This is a genomic window from Variovorax paradoxus NBRC 15149 (genome assembly GCF_001591365.1).
In the GTDB taxonomy this organism is placed as follows: domain Bacteria; phylum Pseudomonadota; class Gammaproteobacteria; order Burkholderiales; family Burkholderiaceae_C; genus Variovorax; species Variovorax paradoxus.
The window spans coordinates 1,033,154-1,046,386 of record NZ_BCUT01000001.1 but is presented as its reverse complement, the minus strand read 5'-3'; the positions used below and the strand labels follow the sequence as shown (position 1 = coordinate 1,046,386).

General features: G+C 67.9%; 13 protein-coding genes. 11 read left to right on the top strand and 2 right to left on the bottom strand.

Features of this window, described 5'->3' with window-relative positions; genetic code table 11:
* Nucleotides 1-7 precede the first annotated feature (7 nt).
* Nucleotides 8-1,363, bottom strand: a complete 1,356-nt coding sequence (aptA, locus tag VPA02S_RS04955) for an omega-aminotransferase AptA (protein WP_062362485.1) — start codon at nt 1,361-1,363, stop codon at nt 8-10.
* Nucleotides 1,364-1,470: 107 nt separating this feature from the next.
* On the opposite strand from aptA, the gene VPA02S_RS04950 reads away from it, so the two are divergent.
* On the top strand, nt 1,471-2,418 hold the full coding sequence (locus VPA02S_RS04950) for a LysR family transcriptional regulator (protein ID WP_062362482.1): 948 nt from the start codon (nt 1,471-1,473) through the stop codon (nt 2,416-2,418).
* 71 nt (nt 2,419-2,489) lie between these two features.
* Here VPA02S_RS04950 and VPA02S_RS04945 read toward each other — a convergent pair whose 3' ends face one another.
* Nucleotides 2,490-3,275: a FadR/GntR family transcriptional regulator gene (locus tag VPA02S_RS04945; RefSeq protein WP_018903110.1), complete on the bottom strand. Its 786-nt coding sequence runs from the start codon at nt 3,273-3,275 to the stop codon at nt 2,490-2,492.
* A gap of 188 nt (nt 3,276-3,463) precedes the next feature.
* Between VPA02S_RS04945 and VPA02S_RS04940 the strand changes: the two genes are divergently transcribed.
* From VPA02S_RS04940 to VPA02S_RS04895, 10 genes are all read left to right on the top strand, one after another.
* Nucleotides 3,464-4,669 (top strand): ABC transporter substrate-binding protein, encoded by a 1,206-nt coding sequence (locus VPA02S_RS04940; protein ID WP_062362480.1) that lies wholly within the window; start codon nt 3,464-3,466, stop codon nt 4,667-4,669.
* Between the two features lie 25 nt (nt 4,670-4,694).
* Nucleotides 4,695-5,555: a branched-chain amino acid ABC transporter permease gene (locus tag VPA02S_RS04935; RefSeq protein ID WP_062362478.1), complete on the top strand. Its 861-nt coding sequence runs from the start codon at nt 4,695-4,697 to the stop codon at nt 5,553-5,555.
* An 8-nt stretch (nt 5,556-5,563) separates the two neighbouring features.
* Entirely contained in the window at nt 5,564-6,523 is a 960-nt protein-coding gene (locus VPA02S_RS04930; protein ID WP_012746726.1) for a branched-chain amino acid ABC transporter permease, read from the top strand.
* Nucleotides 6,520-7,287 (top strand): ABC transporter ATP-binding protein, encoded by a 768-nt coding sequence (locus tag VPA02S_RS04925; RefSeq protein WP_018903107.1) that lies wholly within the window; start codon nt 6,520-6,522, stop codon nt 7,285-7,287. Before VPA02S_RS04930 ends, VPA02S_RS04925 begins: the two co-directional genes overlap by 4 nt.
* A complete protein-coding gene (locus VPA02S_RS04920) occupies nt 7,284-7,994 on the top strand; it encodes an ABC transporter ATP-binding protein (RefSeq protein ID WP_018903106.1) in 711 nt (236 codons plus the stop codon). The genes VPA02S_RS04925 and VPA02S_RS04920 overlap by 4 nt, the downstream gene beginning before the upstream one ends.
* 34 nt (nt 7,995-8,028) lie before the next feature.
* Nucleotides 8,029-9,285 carry a Zn-dependent hydrolase gene (locus tag VPA02S_RS04915; protein WP_062362475.1) on the top strand — a complete coding sequence of 419 codons (1,257 nt, stop codon included), beginning with the start codon at nt 8,029-8,031 and terminating at the stop codon, nt 9,283-9,285.
* Nucleotides 9,282-10,754 carry a M81 family metallopeptidase gene (locus VPA02S_RS04910; RefSeq protein WP_062362474.1) on the top strand — a complete coding sequence of 491 codons (1,473 nt, stop codon included), beginning with the start codon at nt 9,282-9,284 and terminating at the stop codon, nt 10,752-10,754. Before VPA02S_RS04915 ends, VPA02S_RS04910 begins: the two co-directional genes overlap by 4 nt.
* 95 nt (nt 10,755-10,849) lie before the next feature.
* Nucleotides 10,850-11,605: an ABC transporter permease gene (locus tag VPA02S_RS04905; protein ID WP_012746731.1), complete on the top strand. Its 756-nt coding sequence runs from the start codon at nt 10,850-10,852 to the stop codon at nt 11,603-11,605.
* Nucleotides 11,602-12,321, top strand: a complete 720-nt coding sequence (locus VPA02S_RS04900) for an ABC transporter ATP-binding protein (protein WP_012746732.1) — start codon at nt 11,602-11,604, stop codon at nt 12,319-12,321. Before VPA02S_RS04905 ends, VPA02S_RS04900 begins: the two co-directional genes overlap by 4 nt.
* Nucleotides 12,318-13,178: an ABC transporter substrate-binding protein gene (locus VPA02S_RS04895; protein WP_012746733.1), complete on the top strand. Its 861-nt coding sequence runs from the start codon at nt 12,318-12,320 to the stop codon at nt 13,176-13,178. The genes VPA02S_RS04900 and VPA02S_RS04895 overlap by 4 nt, the downstream gene beginning before the upstream one ends.
* Nucleotides 13,179-13,233 lie beyond the last annotated feature (55 nt).

Here is a 13,233-nt window from a genome sequence, read left to right as displayed (position 1 = left end):
CCGTGCGTCAGGCTGTTTCGGCCAGCGCGTCGCCCAGCGCGTTGACGAGGCGGTCGATCTCGGCCTTCTCGGAAATGAAGGGCGGCGCGAGCTGGATCGTGTCGCCGCCGTAGCGCACGTAGAAGCCCTTCTTCCAGCAGTTCATCGCGATCTCGTACGGGCGGCGCGCCGGCTCGCCCGGCAGCGCGGCAATCGTCAGGCCCGCGGCCAGGCCGTAGTTGCGGATGTCCGTCACGTGCTTGCTGCCCTTGAGGCTGTGCACCGCGTTCTCGAAGTGCGGCGCGAGCGCCTGCACGCGGCCGATCATGTCTTCCTTCTGCAGCACGTCGAGCGCCGCGATGCCGGCGGCGCAGGCCACCGGGTGCGCGCCGTAGGTGTAGCCGTGCGGGAATTCGAGCATGTAGTCGGGACCGCCGGCCGCCATGAAGGTGTCGTAGATCTCCTTGCTGGCGATCACCGCGCCCAGCGGCTGCGCGCCGTTGGTCACCTGCTTGGCGATGTTCATGATGTCGGGCGTCACGCCGAAGGCATCGGCGCCCGTGAGCGCGCCGCAGCGGCCGAAGCCGGTGATGACCTCGTCGAAGATCAGGAGGATGTTGTTGGCCGTGCAGATGTCGCGCAGGCGCTTCAGGTAGCCCTTGGGCGGGATCACCACGCCGGCCGAGCCCGCGAAGGGCTCCACGATCACGGCCGCGATGTTCGAGGCGTCGTGCAGTGCGATCAGGTCGAGCAGGCGGTCGGCCAGCTCGGCGCCGTTCTCGGACATGCCGCGCGTGAAGGCGTTGGCCGCGATCTGCGTGTGCGGCAGGTGGTCCGCTTCCACGGCCTGGCCGAACAGCTTGCGGTTCGCCGCGATGCCGCCCACCGAAATGCCGCCGAAGTTGACGCCGTGGTAGCCCTTCTCGCGGCCGATCAGGCGCGTCTTGCTCGCGAGGCCCTTGGTGCGCCAGTAGGCGCGCGCCATCTTGAGCGAGGTGTCGGCCGCTTCGGAGCCCGAGCCGGTGAAGAACACGTAGTCCAGCCCCGCGGGCGTCAGCTCCTTGATCCTGTTGGCCAGCTCGAACGAAAGTGGGTGGCCGAACTGGAAGGCGGGCGAGTAGTCGAGCTTGGCGATCTGGCGGCTCACCGCTTCAGTGATTTCGGGGCGGCCGTGGCCCAGGCCCGAGCACCACAGGCCCGAGAGGCCGTCGAAGATCTTGCGGCCGTCGCCATCGGTGAAGTAGGCGCCCCTGGCCTCCACGATCATGCGCGGATCGGCCTTGAAGTTGCGGTTGCCGGTGTAGGGCATCCAGTGCGCGTCGAGCCAGGCGGCGTCAGTGCGCAGGGCGGGCGTCGGTTCGATGGCGGGCGTTGCAAGGGTCATGGCGCTTCCCGCGCAAGCGGGCTCCAAAAGGGTAATGAGGTGTGCCGATTGTTGGCAGAGCCTTCAGTGTGGAGAATGGCGCGATATCAATGTTCACTTGACACTTCATGCAAGTAAAGGCGAAGGCCCAAAACAGTGCCCGCAACCGCGCCGTCCTGGGGCAGCTCAGCGACATGGACCTGCGCCTGCTCAAGGTGTTCAAGAGCGTGGTCGACTGCGGCGGCATGGCGGCGGCCGAGCTGGAGCTGAACATCGGCACCTCCACCGTGAGTCGGCACGTGAAGGACCTGGAAACGAGGCTCGGCCTGGTGCTGTGCCGGCGCGGCCGCGCGGGCTTTGCGCTCACGGCCGAGGGCCAGCGCGTGTACGACGAGACGCTGCGCCTGCTGGCCTCGGTCGACGCCTTTCGCGGCAGCATCGACGACATCCACAACCGCATGGGCGGCCAGCTCGACGTGGCGCTGTTCGACAAGACGGCGACCAATCCGAAGGCGCGCATCGGCGATGCCATTGCGCACTTCACCGAACTTGCGCCCGAGGTGAACCTGGCGGTGCATGTGGGTTCGATCAACGCCATCGAGCAGGGCGTGCTGGAAGGCAATTTCCAGATCGGCATCATCCCGGCGCACCGCGCCTCGAAGAGCCTGGTGTACGCCGACCTGTTCGACGAGACGATGCTGCTTTACTGCGGCAATGGGCATCCGCTCTTCGAGAGCAACAACGCAAAGCTCACGTGGGCCAGGCTGCGCGAGCATCACTTTGCGGGCCTGGGCTACCACTCGCCCAACATGGAACTGAGCCATCGCGCGAAGCTGTCGCGCAAGGCGACGGGCTTCGACCAGGAGGCGATTGCCACGCTGATTCTTTCGGGGCGGTTCCTGGGCTTCCTGCCCGACCACTACGCGCAGGTGTTCGAGGAGCGCGGACTCATGAAGCCTGTGCTGCCGGCGCGGTTCAACTACGCGTGCCGGTTCGTGAGTTTGCTGCGGCGGTCGCCGAAGCCGTCACGGGCTGTGCTGGCGTTTCAGGAGTGCCTGGAGAAGGCGCACAAGTAACGCTTGTGCGCGAGTTCCCTCTCCCCAAGGGGAGAGGGGACAAGAAAAACGGCCTGCTCTCAACCCACCGGTCAACGCTGCCCACTAGGCAGCAACAGATGCTTCGCCCCGATGTGCGCCTCCATCTCATGCATGTGCGCCTCGGCATCGACCATGTGCTCGGCCATCAGCCGGCGCACCTCGTTCGCATCTTCCCGGCGATAGGCCGCCAGCAGCTGCGTGTGATAGTCGACATTGGCCTCGCCGAAGTGGTGGTGGTCCAGCGCCTTCTTGTAGACCACGAGGTCGCGCAGCAGGTCGTTCAGGAAGCGGCACATGAAGGACAGCACCGGATTGGGGCAGGCCTCGGCCAGCATGGTGTGAAACGCAAGCTCGGCCTCGCGTTGCGTGCGCAGCTCGTCCTCGTTGGTGGGCTCGAGCGTGCAAAGGCGCACGTTGGCTTCGAGCCGCTCGAACTGCTCGGGCGAGAGCTTGCCGACCACGCTCACGGCCAGCTCGGGCTCCAGCACCTTGCGCAGCTGGTAGATGTGGTGCCCGTCCAGGTGATGGAAGTGCAGGAAGTTGCGCAGCGGCTCCGACGCATGGTCGACCGACACCTGCTGCAGGTAGGCGCCGCCGCCCGGCCCGGTGCGGATGGAGACCAGCCCGCGCACCTCCAGCGCCTTCAACGCCTCGCGCACCGTGCTCTTCGAGTAGCCGAAGAGCTCGATCAGCTCCTTCTCGTTCGGCAGCCGGTCGCCCGGCTGCTTGCGCTCGGCCACGATCCAGCGCTTGACGTCCTCGACGATGACGTCGGAGAGCTTCTGCCGCTTGGCGCGGGTGTGGCCGAAGGTCATGGCGTCCTGCGTCGGTTTCATGCGTAGAGGGTCGTTTCGGGTGATTTAAGGGCGCTGGAGCAGGTATCGGGCCCGGGCCTTCCCGGATTTTGGCACGGGCATTGCTAGCGGGTTTTTACCAGCATATTAATCATATTTATCCGCTTAAATTCGTTGCCGACTTCAGGCAGCACCTTTCTCTTACCTCCCACCCACGTCCGGAGAATTCCATGCAACGCAGACACCTTCTTCAGCTCGCCGCCCTGTCGGCCGCTCCCGCTTCCCTGCTGGCCGGCCGCGCCGCCTTCGCCCAGTCGGCCGACGCGATCCGCTTCGGCTGCCCGGTGCCGATGTCGGGCGCCTTCGCGGCCAACGGCAAGTTCGCCGACCTGGGCATGAAGCTGGCCATCGAGCAGTACGGCAGCGTGCTCAAGCGCCCGCTGGCCTACACGGTGCTCGATACCGAAGGCAAGCCGGCGACCGCGGTGCGCAAGGTGCAGGAAGCCTCGCAGCAGCAGGGCGCCAAGTTCTTCGCGGGCGGCATCCTGTCGTCCGAAGCGCTGGCCATGGGCAAGGAGGCCGAGAAGGCCGGCGGCGTCTTCATCACCACCGCGGGTGCCGACGAGATCACCGGCAAGGACTGCAACCCGGCCACCTTCCGCTGGTCGGTGCCCACCTTCGGCGCGATCGAGCAGACGGTGCGCCCGCTGATCGCCAGCATGCCGAAGGCCAAGCGCTGGTACACCATCACGCCGCAGTACGTGTTCGGCGAAGGGCTCCTGGGCGCGGCCAAGAACATCTTCCAGGAGAAGGGCATCGAGCACGTGGGCAACAGCTACCACTCGCTCAACGAGAAGGAGTTCAGCGGCTACCTCACCAATGCGATGGCCGCGAAGCCCGACGTGCTGCTGCTCCTGAACTTCGGCGCGCAGTCGTCGGCCGCGCTGCGCCAGGCGGTGAGCTTCGGCATGCACAAGAACATGACGATCCTCATGGCCTGGGCCTCGGGCCTGGAGCAGTTCGACGAGCTCGGCGCGGACCTGTGCGACGGCGTCTACTTCGGCGCGCAGTACTGGCACACGGCCGACACCGCCCTCAACAAGGACCTGGTGAAGCTCACGGCCGACAAGCTCAAGATCGTGCCCAACTACAGCCTCGCGGGCTCGTATGTCTGCACCAAGATCCTGATCGACGGTATCGTCAAGGCGGGCACCGTGGACCAGAAGGCCGTGATCGCGGCGCTCGAAGGCATGAAGTACGAGGGGCTCACGGGCACGGAAGAAATCCGCAAGGCCGACCACCAGGTCATCAAGGACTACTACCTGCTCAAGGGCAAGGCCAAGTCGAAGATGAAGAACCCGGCCGACTATGTGGACGTGGTGAGTTCGGGCAAGTCCTTCCTTCCGCTCGACAAGACCGGCTGCAAGCTGGCCTGAGCACGCCAAGGACACCGACGCGCCCATGACCGTCTACCTGCTCCAGACCATCAACGGAATCGGCATCGGCATGCTGTATTTCCTGCTGGCCGTTGGCTTGTCCATCGTGTTCGGCCTGCTGCGCTTCGTGAACTTTGCGCACGGGGCCTTCTACCTGCTGGGCGCGTACCTGTGCTTCCAGGCCATGCAGTGGGGGCTCGACTTCTGGGCCGCGCTGGTGCTGGTGCCGCTGTTCGTGGGCGCGCTCGGCTGGCTGGCCGAGAAGCTGCTGCTGCGCCGCGTCTATGCCAAGGCGCACGAGTTCCACATTCTCGTGACCGTGGGCCTTGCGCTCGCGGTGCAGGAGATCGTCATCGTGTTCTGGGGGCCGCTGGGCAACAGCGTGCCGACGCCCGACCTGCTGCAGGGCGTGGTGATGTGGGGCAGCTTCATCTATCCCAAGTACCGCCTCTTCGTGATCGGCTTCACCGCCGTGCTCGCGGTGCTGCTGTGGTGGGTGCTCGAAGGCACGCGCCTCGGTAGCGCGGTGCGCGCTGGCAGCGAATCGACCGAGATGGTGTCGCTGCTCGGCATCAACGTGTTCCGCGTGTTCAGCCTGGTGTTCGCGCTGGGTGCGGCCACCGCGGCACTGGCCGGCGTGCTGGCCGCGCCGATCCGGGGTGCGGAGCCCTTCATGGGCGTGGAGGCGCTCAGCGTGGCTTTCGTGGTGGTGGTGATCGGCGGGCTCGGCAGCTTCGGCGGTGCGCTGGTCGGCGGCCTCTTGATCGGCATCGTGCAGAGCCTCATGAGCACCATCTGGCCGCCGGGCGCGAGCCTGATGATCTACGTGGCGATGGGGGCGGTGCTGCTGCTGCGCCCGCATGGCCTGCTCGGCCGCAGAGGATGAACATCGCCATGCCCAAAAAAATCACTTTCCTTTTGGCGCTCGTCGTTGCGCTGGTCCTGCCGCTGGTGCTGCGCTCGGGTTCGCTCGCGAGCGAGGTGCTGATCTACGCGCTGGCGGCCCTGGGCTGCAACCTGCTGCTGGGCTACACGGGACTGCTCTCGTTCGGTCAGGGCATCTTCTTCGGCCTCGGCAGCTACACCATCGCGATCCTGCTCACGCGGCTTTCGCTGCCGATGCCGCTTGCCTTGCTCGCGGCCGTTGCCATGGGCGCATTGGGCGCGGCGGTGGTCGGCTGGGTCGCGATCCGCCAGCGCGGCACCTACTTCGTGATGCTCACGCTGGCCTTCGCGCAGATGTTCTACTTTGTGGCGTACACCGCGTCGGGGCTCACGGGCGGCGACAACGGCCTGCTCGACGTGCCACGCCCCGCCTTCATGGACACGCCCTGGAAGTACTACGCCTTCGTGGCCGTGATGTTCCTCATCGCCTTCGGCCTGCTGCTGCGCGTGACCGATTCGGTGTTCGGCCGCACGCTGCTGGCCATCCGCGACAACGAGGACCGCGCCGCCGCAGTGGGCTACGACCTCAAGCGCTTCAAGCTGTTGGCCTTCGTGATCTCGGGCGCCGTCACCGGCCTCGCGGGTGGGCTGCACGCGATGATGACCGGCATCGCGCCGCTGTCGAATGCCGAGTACCACACGAGCGAGATGATCCTGGTCATCACGGTGATCGGCGGCACCGGCAACCTGTTTGCCTCGGTGCTGGGCTCGGCCTTCTATGTGCTGCTGGCCGACTGGCTCTCCACGCTGTGGCCGCGATGGCTGCTGCTGCTGGGGCTGATGCTGATTGCAGTGAGCATCGGCATGCAGCGCGGCCTCTGGGGCTTGGGCGAAAGCGCATGGCGCCGCGTATTCCGCAAGGTGCCGGCCGCCGCCAAGGCACCGGCCGTGCAGGGAGAACAGGCATGAGCGATATCCTCATCGAAGCCATTGGCGTCACCAAGCACTACGGCAAGTTCGCCGCGCTCGGCGGGGTCGACCTGAAGATCAAGCGCAATACCGTGCACTCGGTGATCGGTCCGAACGGCGCCGGCAAGACCACGCTGTTCCACATGCTCACGGGCACCGGCACCACCACGGGCGGCCGCATCCTGTTCGACGGCCACGACGTGACGCACGAGCCCGACCACAAGCGCGTGCAGCGCGGCATGGCGCGCTCGTTCCAGGTGACCAGCCTGTTCGCGAGCCTTTCGGTGCGCGAGAACCTGCGCGTGGCGGCGCAGGGCATCGCGCCGCGCCAGGCCATGAACTGCTGGCGCGCGCCGGTCGGCGAACGCGCCTGCGCCGAGACGGTGGCCGAGGTGCTGGAACGCGTGGGCCTGCAGCGGCTGGCCGACGTGCCCGCCAGCGAGCTGTCGCACGGCCAGCAGCGCCGCCTCGAAGTGGGCATGGCACTGGCCGCCAAGCCCAAGGCCATCTTCCTGGACGAGCCGACTTCGGGCATGGGCATCGACGACCTCGACGACATGAAGCGGCTGATCCGCGGCCTGCGCGATGCGCACACCGTGGTGCTGATCGAGCACAACATGAACATCGTGATGGACATCTCCGACACCGTGACCGTGATGCAGCTGGGCCGCGTGCTGGCCGAGGGGCTGCCGGGCGACATCCGGGCCGATGCGCGCGTGCGCACGGCCTACCTGGGCAACATGATCACCGGGGGCAAGGCATGAGCGGCAATATCCTCGAGGTCGAGGCGCTGCATGCCCACTACGGGAAGAGCCACGTGCTGCAGGGCGTGTCGATGACGGTCGGCGAGGCCGAACTGGTCACGCTGCTGGGCCGCAACGGCGCAGGCAAGTCGACCACGCTCAAGGGCATTGCCGGTGCGGTCACGCCCACCGGCGGCCGCGTGCGCTTCCGGGGCGCGGACATCGCGGGCCTGCCGCCGCACCGCATTGCCACGCGCGGCGTGTGCCTGGTGCCCGAGCACCGCGGGGTCTTCAAGCTGCTCACGGTGGAAGAAAACCTGCTGCTCGGCCAGCGCCGCGATTCGCCCTGGCAGCTGGACGACATCTACCGCATCTTCCCGCGCCTGAAGGAGCGGCGCCGCAATGGCGGCGGCCAGCTCTCGGGCGGCGAGCAGCAGATGCTGGCGATCGGCCGCGCGCTCATGAACCACCCGCGGCTGTTGATCCTCGACGAGCCGGTCGAAGGCCTCGCGCCGGTGATCGTGGAAGAAATCGTCGCGCAGCTCAAGCTCATCAAGGCGGCCGGCGTGGCCATCCTGCTGGTCGAGCAGAACCTGGAAGTCTGCGTGCAGCTGGCCGACCGCCACTACATCCTGGAGCAAGGCGTGATCGTGCACGAGGCGGGCAACGCCGCCTTCATGGCCGACCACGATGTGAAAGACCGATATTTGGGCGTGGGCCTTGCTTGAGGCTTCGCGCATCCCTTCTTCTTTTTGCAAAGCCATGAACTCACCCACCCCACTGCGCATCAACGGCGACCGTCTCTGGAATTCGCTGATGGAACTGGCGAAGCTCGGCGCCACCGAGAAGGGCGGCGTCTGCCGCATCGCGCTGACCGACCTCGACCGCCAGGGCCGCGACCTCTTCACCCGCTGGGCGCGCGAAGCCGGCTGCGAGGTGCGCGTCGACCGGATCGGCAACATCTTTGCGCGTCGCGCCGGCCGCGACAACACGCGGCCGCCGGTGGTCACCGGCAGCCACATCGACACCCAGCCCACGGGCGGCAAGTTCGACGGCAACTATGGCGTGCTGGCCGGGCTGGAGGTGATCCGCAGCCTCAACGATGCGAAGGTCGTGACCGAAGCGCCGCTGGAAATTGCGGTGTGGACCAATGAGGAAGGCTCGCGCTTCGTGCCCGTGATGATGGGCTCGGGCGTGTTCGCCGATGCCTTCACGCTCGAGCATGCCCTCGCGCAGCGCGACAACGACGGCATCAGCGTGGCCGAGGCGCTGGCTTCCATCGGCTATGCGGGCAGCGCGCCGGCTTCGGCCGCGGCCTCGCCCGTGGGCGCGTATTTCGAGGCGCACATCGAGCAGGGACCGGTGCTCGAGGCCAACGAGCGCGTGATCGGCGTGGTCGAGGGCGCGCTCGGCCAGCGCTGGTACGACGTGGTGGTGCAGGGCATGGAAGCGCATGCCGGCCCCACGCCCATGGAGCTGCGCAAGGACGCGCTGCTCGCGGCCTCCGAACTGGTGATCGAGGTCAACCGCATCGCGCTGGCCCATGCGCCGCATGCGCGCGGCACGGTGGGCTGGATCGACAACTATCCGAATTCGCGCAACGTGATCCCGGGCCGCGTGAAGCTCAGCGTCGACCTGCGCGCAGCCGACGACGTGGTGCTGTCGGCCATGGACGCCGAGCTGAAGGAGGCGGTACAGCGCATCGCCGCCAAGGGCAAGGTCGAGGCCACGGTGGAGCAGGTCGTCTACTTTCCGCCGCAGCCCTTCACGCCTGCGCTGGTGTCGGCCATTCGAGAGGCCGCGCAGCAGCAGGGCATGACCTGGATGAACGTGATCAGCGGCGCGGGCCACGATGCGGTGTACCTTGCGCGCGTGTGCCCCACGGCGATGATCTTCGTGCCCTGTCTCGACGGCATCAGCCACAACGAGATCGAGGATGCGCAGCCCGGCCACCTCGAGGCCGGCTGCAATGTGCTGCTGCAGGCGATGCTGCAAAGCGCGGGAGTGGCGTCGTCATGAAGGTGCTGGTCGCAAGGCTCAACCACGAGACCAACACCTTCTCGCCGGTGCCCACGCCGCTCGCGGCCTTCGGGCCCGACGGCCCCACGTTCGGAGCGCAGGCCTACAGGGACAACAAGGGCATGCGCACGGCGATGTCGGCCTTCATCGACCTGGCCGAGCAGGCCGGCGCCACGCTGGTCACGCCGGTGTCGGCCTCGGCCAATCCGAGCGGGCCTGTCGATGCCGGGGCCTACAGCACGCTCACCCAATGCATCGTCGATGCGGCGCCGGGCTGCGATGCCATCCTGCTCGACCTGCACGGCGCGATGGTGGCGCAGAACAGCGCCGACGGCGAAGGCGACCTGCTCGTGCGGCTGCGCGCCGCGGCGCCCGGCGTGCCCATTGGCGTGGCGCTCGACCTGCATGCCAATGTCACGCCCGCGATGGTCGGCAATGCCGATGTGATCGTCGGCTTCAAGACCTATCCGCACATCGACATGTACGAGACCGGCGCGCATGCCGGCCGCCTGCTGTTCGACCTGCTCGAAGGGCGCAGCAGGCCCGCGATGCGCTGGCATCCGCTGCCGCTGATGGCGCACACGCTGCGCAGCGCCTCGTTCACCGGCGCGATGCAGCGGGCCATCGAGGCAGCGCGCGAAGCCGAAAAATCGGAATCGCTCGCGGTGTCGATCTTTGCGGGCTTCTCGCTGTCGGACATCGAGGCGCCCTGCATGAGCGTGGTGGTGGTCGATGCAGAAGCGCCCGAACGCGCGCAGGCCACGGCCGACCGGATCGCCAGGCAGATGTGGGACGAGCGCGAGGCCTTCATCTACCGCAGCGAGCCGCTGGCCGAGTCGATTGCGCGCGCCAAGGCCATCGCCGAGGGCGCGACGCGCCCGGTGCTGCTGCTCGACCATGGCGACAACTGCATGTCGGGCGGCAGCTGCGACACCATGGACGTGCTGCAGGAGGCGCTGGCGCAGGGGCTCGATGGCATCGGTGTCGGTCCGCTGTGCGATCCGGAGGCCGTGGCCGCGCTGATCGCGGCGGGCGAGGGCGCAGAGGTGACGGTGGCCCTTGGCAACAAGGTGTCGCTCGAAGGCATCGGGCTGTCGAAGAAGCCCATGACGCTGACCGGCACGGTGCGCACCATCGGCAACGGCGAATACGTGATCACCGGCCCCACCTACACCGGCCAGCGCAGCAGCATGGGCCGCACGGTGCTGTTCGACATCGGCGCAGCGCGCATCGTGGTGACCGAGCGCACGCAGGAGCCCTGGGACATCGGCGTCTTCGAATGCGCGGGGCTCGATCCGCGCAGGGAACGTTTCCTGCTGCTCAAGTCGCGCATGTACTGCCGGCCGGTGTTCGAGCCGCTCTCGGCTGCGCTGGTGGAGTGCGACAGCCCGGGCGTGACCAGTTCGGACTACGGCCTGTTCCCTTTTTCCAAGGTGCGCAGGCCGGTCTTTCCGCTCGACCCGATCTGAGCCGGAGGGGGCTGGGCCTACCTATGCAAAATCCTGCATAGGTAATTGGAAGTACACCCCGATACTGCGGCGCTTCCACCCATGAAGCCCACCGCGTGAACACCTTTGCACAGAGCGCCGTCGCGGCCTGGCAACTGCTCGTGTCCGGCGATCCGGTGCTGCTGGCCATCGTCGGACGCTCGCTCGCGGTCAGCGCGAGCGCCTGCGTGCTGGCCTGCGGCCTGGGCCTGCTGCTGGGCGCCTGGCTGGGCGTGGCGCGCTTTCGCGGCCGCGCCGGCTTGCTCACGCTGCTGAACACGCTGCTGGCACTGCCGTCGGTGGTGGTGGGGCTGGTCATCTACCTGCTGCTGTCGCGCTCGGGCCCGCTCGGCTTCCTGGGCTGGCTGTTTTCGTTCAAGGCCATGGTGCTGGCGCAGACGGTGCTGGTGCTGCCGGTGGTGACGGCGCTCACGCGCCAGGCCATCGAGGACGCCGAGCGTGCGCATGGCGAGCAGCTGAGCTCGCTCGGCGCGGGGCCTCTGGCGCGCGCGCTGCTGCTGGTGTGGGACGAGCGCTATGCGCTGCTCACGGTGCTGATCGCCGCGTTCGGACGCGCGGTATCGGAGGTGGGCGCGGTGATGGTGGTGGGCGGCAACATCGACGGCTTCACGCGCGTGATGACCACCGCCATCGCGCTCGAAACCAGCAAGGGCGACCTGCCGCTGGCGCTGGCCCTGGGCATCGTGCTGCTGGGCGTGGTGCTGGTGCTCAATCTTGCGATTGCCGCCGTGCGGGGCTGGCGCGAGCGGGTCGACGGCGGCGGCGGCGCAGGCGGCATGGCGGCCTGGTGGCGGCCGGAGGCGCGCCCGTGAACGAACACGCGCAGCTCGCGAGCGCGGATGCCACCGTCTTTGCGCTCTACGGCGTCGACGTGCGCCTGGGGCGGGTGGCGGCGCTGCACGGCGCAACCCTGACCATCGCGGCCGGCGAGCGCGTGGCGCTCATCGGCGCCAACGGCAGCGGCAAGACCACGCTGCTGCGGCTGCTGCACGGCCTGGTGCCGCATGCGGCGGGGAGCTTCACCAGCGCCGCGCCGCGCCGGCAGCAGGCCATGCTGTTCCAGCGCCCGCACATGCTGCGCGCCTCGGTGACGGTCAATGTGGCCCTGGCGCTGTGGCTGCGCGGCATGCGCTGGCGCGATGCCCGCCGCGCCGCCATTCCGGCGCTGGCGCGCGTGGGCCTGGAAGACCTGGCCGAGCGCAACGCGCGTGCGCTGTCGGGCGGCCAGCAGCAGCGGGTGGCGCTGGCGCGCGCCTGGGCGCTGCATCCGGCGGTGCTGCTGCTCGACGAGCCCACGGCCAGCCTCGACCCCACTGCCAAGCGCGAGGTCGAGACGCTCATCGCCGAAGCCGCCGCCGGCCGCACGCTGGTGTTCGCGAGCCACAACCTCGGGCAGGTGAAGCGGCTCGCGAGCCGCGTGGTCTATCTCGAGCACGGCCGCGTGCTGGCCGACCTGCCGGTCCACGATTTCTTCCATGGGCCCCTGCCGGAGGAGGCCCGCCTGTTCGTCAAAGGAGAGTTGGCATGAATCCGTTCCTCAAGCAGCACCGCGCAGGCGCGGGCATCCGCGCCTCGCTGGCCGTGGCCGTTTTCTTCCTGGCCGCGGGCGCGGCGCGCGCCGAGACCATCACCATGGCCTCGACCACGTCCACCGAGCAGTCGGGCCTGTTCTCGCACCTGCTGCCGGCTTTCAAGAAGGCGAGCGACATCGACATCAAGGTGGTGGCGGTGGGCACCGGCCAGGCCATCGACATGGCCAAGCGCGGCGATGCCGACGTGCTGTTCGTGCACGACACCGCGGCCGAGGAAAAATTCGTGGCCGAAGGCTTCAGCGCCAAGCGCTACCCTGTGATGTACAACGACTTCGTGCTGGTGGGCCCGCAGGCCGACCCGGTCGGCGCGAAGGGCGGCGACATCGTCGCGGCGCTCAAGAAGATCGCAGCCGCCAATGCGCCTTTTGTGTCGCGCGGCGACAAGAGCGGCACCGACGCGGCCGAGCGCCGCCTCTGGACGCAGACCGGCGTGGCCGAGGCCGGGCAGCCGGTGCCCAACGAGCGCAAGGGCACGGGCTACAAGGAATGCGGCTGCGGCATGGGGCCGGCGCTGAACATCGCGGCCTCGTCCGGCGCCTATGTGCTGGCCGACCGCGGCACCTGGCTCAGCTTCAAGAACCGCGCCGGGCTGGCGGTGCTGGTCGAGGGCGACAAGCGCCTTTTCAACCAATATGGCGTGATGGTCGTGAGCCCGGCGAAATTCCCCTCGCTCAATAGCCGGGGCGCGCAGAAGTTCGTCGACTGGGTGATCTCGCCGGCCGGGCAGCAGACCATCGCAGCCTACAAGATCGGCGGCGAGCAGCTGTTCTTTCCCAACGCGCTGTCGAACTGAGCATCGTCGCATGACCTGCGAGGTCATCGACGCCGCGCGCGCCCGGCGCGACCAT

Bases quoted from the DNA above. Each gene is read 5' to 3' on its own strand.
- VPA02S_RS04925 (WP_018903107.1), top strand. From the start codon at position 6,520: ATGAGCGATATCCTCATCGAAGCCATTGGCGTCACCAAGCACTACGGC.
- VPA02S_RS04895 (WP_012746733.1), top strand. From the start codon at position 12,318: ATGAATCCGTTCCTCAAGCAGCACCGCGCAGGCGCGGGCATCCGCGCC.
- VPA02S_RS04930 (WP_012746726.1), top strand. From the start codon at position 5,564: ATGCCCAAAAAAATCACTTTCCTTTTGGCGCTCGTCGTTGCGCTGGTC.
- VPA02S_RS04920 (WP_018903106.1), top strand. From the start codon at position 7,284: ATGAGCGGCAATATCCTCGAGGTCGAGGCGCTGCATGCCCACTACGGG.
- aptA (WP_062362485.1), bottom strand. From the start codon at position 1,363: ATGACCCTTGCAACGCCCGCCATCGAACCGACGCCCGCCCTGCGCACT.
- VPA02S_RS04940 (WP_062362480.1), top strand. From the start codon at position 3,464: ATGCAACGCAGACACCTTCTTCAGCTCGCCGCCCTGTCGGCCGCTCCC.
- VPA02S_RS04910 (WP_062362474.1), top strand. From the start codon at position 9,282: ATGAAGGTGCTGGTCGCAAGGCTCAACCACGAGACCAACACCTTCTCG.
- VPA02S_RS04945 (WP_018903110.1), bottom strand. From the start codon at position 3,275: ATGAAACCGACGCAGGACGCCATGACCTTCGGCCACACCCGCGCCAAG.
- VPA02S_RS04915 (WP_062362475.1), top strand. From the start codon at position 8,029: ATGAACTCACCCACCCCACTGCGCATCAACGGCGACCGTCTCTGGAAT.
- VPA02S_RS04950 (WP_062362482.1), top strand. From the start codon at position 1,471: ATGCAAGTAAAGGCGAAGGCCCAAAACAGTGCCCGCAACCGCGCCGTC.
- VPA02S_RS04935 (WP_062362478.1), top strand. From the start codon at position 4,695: ATGACCGTCTACCTGCTCCAGACCATCAACGGAATCGGCATCGGCATG.